Origin of the sequence: Arthrospira sp. PCC 8006, assembly GCF_046480465.1 — a bacterium.
GTDB lineage: Bacteria > Cyanobacteriota > Cyanobacteriia > Cyanobacteriales > Microcoleaceae > Limnospira > Limnospira platensis.
The window spans coordinates 1-4,361 of record NZ_PKGG01000319.1; the positions used below are offsets into that span (position 1 = coordinate 1).

Sequence of the window (4,361 nt, forward strand, 5' to 3'; positions counted from 1 at the left end):
TGCTACCAGTAACGGTAGAACGGTGTTTGTAAAGAATCGGTCAAATACCAATGTAYATCTAATATTTGACCCTACAGGTGATAGCGTRTCAGACGCTGCATTTTCGGTTAAGCCAGGTGATACCATCTCAATAACGTGGGGTAGAACTAAGTTACAGGCGATAGCAGAATCTAGCGCTAATATCAGCGTTACAATTATCGAATATATCGATATGTAATCATCAAATGAATGGCTAGTATTAAGTTATTAGCCATTTAATTAAGTACTCAATATAGAGGCAGTTATGACTAATTTCAACATTTACTCTAGTAAGTTTGGGCAATCAACCGATGACTTGCCAGAAGGTGAAGTTAATCTGTATTTAACTAATGAACGGATACAAGCAGTTATTGACTCAAATACGTATAACGTTGAACCTCACATCTCTATAGAACCTACCCTTTCAACTCAGTTTGGTAAATCCAACACACGCTACAACGGTGAAGAATGGATAACAGAACCTGTAACAGACACTTACACCGTTACAGGAGCATCTACGGCAACGTATGTAGACGCTACGGGTAAAATTCGTACAGCCACAGTGAATAAGCCTAGATACACATTTGACCCTGCTACGGGTGAATCGCTGGGGCTGCTGATTGAGGAGCAGCGGACTAATTTGCTTACGTGGAGTGAGGAGCTTGATAACGCGGTATGGGGAAAGGCAAATTTAACGGTTACGGCAAATACAACGGTTGCGCCCGACGGTACGACTACGGCTGATAGCGTCTTTTCTAATTTAGCCACATCAAGCGAACATAGGGTAAGAGCGTTTCTATCAATGGCGGTAAACACAACATATACCGCCTCTATATTTGTTAAAAAAATAACAACCCGCTACGCTTATATACGTGATTTGACTAATGACGCATTTTCTGTATATGACCTTTATACTGGGTTGGTTTCTCGTCAGGCACCAGGAACAGTTGCTTCTATGGAAGCTATCGGTGGATATTATAGAATTAAAATGACGTTCACAACACCATCATCCATTGTAAATAATCTTATAGATTTTGGTTGTACAACACGCGTAGATACCTTTGTTTCTATTGTTCCTATTGGCGAGGGCGTTGCTCTCTGGGGCGCACAACTCGAAGCAGGTACAACCCCATCCTCATACACACCCACACAAGCCTCAACCTTTATTCCTGATAGTGTGATTAGGTTTTTGGGGAATGAGTTTAACCCAAACGAGAGTAGTTTTTATATAGAATATACACCAAACAAACTGACAGGAGTTGGTGCTATTTTAGGCACTAATTCAGATAATACTAACTTGATATTTCACGGCGACGATTCAGAAGGTTTCGGCATAGATACTAGAACTGTGCCTGGGGGTATGTTGACTTATTCATCACCCTTAATAACTAGATTAGACGCACCATCATTTAAGATATTATCTGTTCTGGAGCAAGGGCGGCAACGATTATTTATTAACGGTGATAAAGTGGTTGATGAGACTAATACAGTAACATCTTATGAGACTATCTCTCAAATTAGAATACTTAGAAGAACTAATGGTGTTATTGAAACTGGTATATGTAAAGATTTCCGCTATTACCCTAAAGCACTTTCAGAGTCAGAGTGTTTAGCCTTAACAAAACTGTAATAGAGAACTAAAATGACTTATCACTTACAACAATAAATTAACAGATAATGCCTAATGCACTTAATATATCAGAGAGTAACTGGTTTAAGGTTTATGAACTTAATTTTAGGATAGAGGATGATAATACGTTACACGGTACTAAAGAATTGCCTGATGTTTCTGGTAGTAAATTTGTTAGAATATTATTTGACGCTGACAGTGTACCCGTGTACTGGAAAATGGCAGGGTGGTTAAAATTCTATGCCTACAATGATATTAAGCAAGCTATGCTAGTTAAAAAAGAGACTATATGGCTTAATGAATATCAAATAATTGAATCACCGCCGTACAGCAATTTTTATGCTTCATTTTCTCCATTAGAACGGATTAAATGGTTTACACTTCATTTTTGGAAATTAATATAAATGAACTTGGTAATAGTTGAATTAGGGTTAATTATTGTCGCGATTATTCTCAGTACGTTCATTACGCATACAGGAAACCTAATKATTGAGAGTAGGTTAGACGGTATCCAAAATAGCCTAAATTATTTGATTAGATATGTTAATGATTTTATGMCATCAACAGTTTGTAAAAAACAGTTAGAAGATAAAAAACAATCACCCCATCTTCCAATTAACAGAGATGATATTGATGATGATGGTTGGAGAAAACCCTAAACCCTAACAGATAACAGCTACCCCAATAACTTAAATGACCCCCTATGGTTTCTGACTGTAGGGGGTGCTTGCATATTTTTTGATTAATAGTCTATTGCAACAGTCTGGGATTGCAACAGTCTATTGCAACAGTCTATTGGAAGTTTATATGAACCCACCCCTAATTTACCCACAATAAACACCCTAAACCAAAACCTTAACCCGTCTATTAGGGGTACTGAGTTCTGAACATGATGATTACCCCTATAAATTGGAGACTTGCTGAGGATTATGTGGGTATCGGTTTCGATGGTAAAGCAATTCCCTAGGATTATGTAGGTATCAGCGAGAGATAACGAAACAAGTCACCAGTTGAAAAGTTGTTTAGGGGTATCGGGTTGATTCCGGTAGGAGATAGTTCAGGTTTTGCGATCGCATTTTGTTGGTAGTGAGTAGGCTCCCCAATATTTCACTAATTACCTGACTACCACAGGGAACCAGGTAGGCGGTCTGATATCTTTGTACATTGATAGGGGTATCGTTGTACATTGATAACCTAGTGGGTTCCCCCTACGGCTACCTACAGCTATCATGTTGACTTTGAGCCATAGATAAATCCCACTGCGATCGCACTCATACATTTCTATGGTTAGCACTGGTAGCTTTAGGTAATACCCTGCAAAATTGAACCCATACCCTCCCCCTAACCGAAACAAGCACTATTGGGGAAACGACCGATGTGATAGCAGTCAATGGTGAGGAACGAACCGATAGGCTTGCCATTGACGGGTATCACAAGGGAGTTACCCTATCGGTGTTTGGTTAGGGGGAGATAGTAGGCATTTGACAGATTGATTAAGTTGTGCTTATTGATTAACCCGTCAATAATTAAGATTTGTTACTAAGGGATATGCACTAATCGTCCCGTGTGCTAAGACTGAATGGAGTGCATATTGAATGTAACGGTACGACTATCGGGTTAGTTAATTTCCTCCTATCGCAATAATGATAAGGGTTTAAGTTAAACGGAGATGGTGGGATTTGAACCCGCTATAAAGCCTATAACCCCTATTCTACCGTTACTTTAGTGCACTCAAAAGCGATCGCATTATTAGGAGTTAGTGCAAAATGAAACCCCCTAGGTATTTAGCCTAGAGGGTATTGTGTTGTGGGTTTATTGGAGGTTAATCGTCTAACTGATAGATTAATCTAAGTCCTGCTTTCATCTCTGGCGATTCTGGGTTAATACCATGATTGAGTAGTGTTTGTTTTGCCATCTCTAGCGGTAATGGTTGCCTTTGATGTTGCGTCAGGATACCTAACTCTGTGGCAAGGTTGCGACGTTTTTTGTACTTGCCATCATTAACTGACACCGAGTGACCAAACGAACGCGCTCTGATTTCCTGTGGTATCCCGTTCATTTCCCCTAGTTGGTTACCAAGATGACGGAAAGCATAAGCTTGAGTAAATCCCCAGTTATGTTGTGATAACCAGGCGCGGTGATTATCGTTAAACTTGCTAGGGTCTTTGGACTTAGTAACAGGTAAGTAGACGTTATGAATCCCTAGGCGGTTAATCAGAGTTTTGTCTTTACTCATTGGAATAGCTAACCTCCAACCCGTTTTGGTAGAACCCCCAAAATAGGTAAATTCTCCAATCACTAACACTAACTCAATGTTGGTAGGGTCAGATATGGCTGGGAAGGTAATGCCATCAATCTTAACTGGCTTAGTTAAATTTTGACCTGCTGCTACTTCAGACGGTCTTAACCCATATAAAGTACACATTGCTGACACCCAACACCAACCATCACGAGCATTATTGTCTTTGACAGAACGATAATCAGTGTTACGCTCTTTGTCTAACAAGCCTAGCAAGGTATCTAAATCTACACTTTGAGATTCCGTAAATACTGTTTGGGTTGGGTCAATTTTTTCTAGCTTGTCCAGTGCTTTTTTGCATCCAGCCCGTTCCGCTACTTGTCTTAACCTGTAATATCGGTCTTTAAAATCCTTATGTCCTACCGGGCTGCTACCGTCTGGCAATGGAGTATACAAGGCTTCTTTTATACCCTC

General features: G+C 39.8%; 5 protein-coding genes and 1 pseudogene. 4 read left to right on the forward strand and 2 right to left on the reverse strand.

Annotated features, from left to right (window positions below; translation table 11 throughout):
• The 4 genes and pseudogenes from B9T16_RS26310 to B9T16_RS26325 all read left to right on the forward strand — a co-directional run.
• A pseudogene (locus B9T16_RS26310) lies at positions 1-217 on the forward strand (hypothetical protein); the annotation flags it as partial.
• A gap of 66 nt (positions 218-283) precedes the next feature.
• On the forward strand, positions 284-1,648 hold the full coding sequence (locus B9T16_RS26315) for a hypothetical protein (RefSeq protein WP_410246140.1): 1,365 nt from the start codon (positions 284-286) through the stop codon (positions 1,646-1,648).
• Between the two features lie 47 nt (positions 1,649-1,695).
• Complete coding sequence (locus B9T16_RS26320) at positions 1,696-2,052, forward strand: hypothetical protein (RefSeq protein WP_410246141.1); 357 nt, start codon at positions 1,696-1,698, stop codon at positions 2,050-2,052.
• Positions 2,053-2,307, forward strand: a complete 255-nt coding sequence (locus B9T16_RS26325) for a hypothetical protein (RefSeq protein WP_410246142.1) — start codon at positions 2,053-2,055, stop codon at positions 2,305-2,307.
• 363 nt (positions 2,308-2,670) lie between these two features.
• Here the strand turns inward: B9T16_RS26325 and B9T16_RS26330 are convergent, their stop codons facing one another.
• Together B9T16_RS26330 and B9T16_RS26335 are read right to left on the reverse strand one after the other, a co-directional pair.
• Entirely contained in the window at positions 2,671-2,835 is a 165-nt protein-coding gene (locus B9T16_RS26330) for a hypothetical protein (RefSeq protein WP_410246143.1), read from the reverse strand.
• A gap of 635 nt (positions 2,836-3,470) precedes the next feature.
• Positions 3,471-4,361: recombinase (locus B9T16_RS26335; RefSeq protein WP_410246144.1), on the reverse strand; the 891-nt coding region annotated here is incomplete at its 5' end.

What these genes read in the sequence shown, in the direction of transcription:
- B9T16_RS26315 (WP_410246140.1), top strand. Translation starts at nt 284, where the DNA reads ATGACTAATTTCAACATTTACTCTAGTAAGTTTGGGCAATCAACCGAT.
- B9T16_RS26330 (WP_410246143.1), bottom strand. Translation starts at nt 2,835, where the DNA reads ATGTACAACGATACCCCTATCAATGTACAAAGATATCAGACCGCCTAC.
- B9T16_RS26320 (WP_410246141.1), top strand. Translation starts at nt 1,696, where the DNA reads ATGCCTAATGCACTTAATATATCAGAGAGTAACTGGTTTAAGGTTTAT.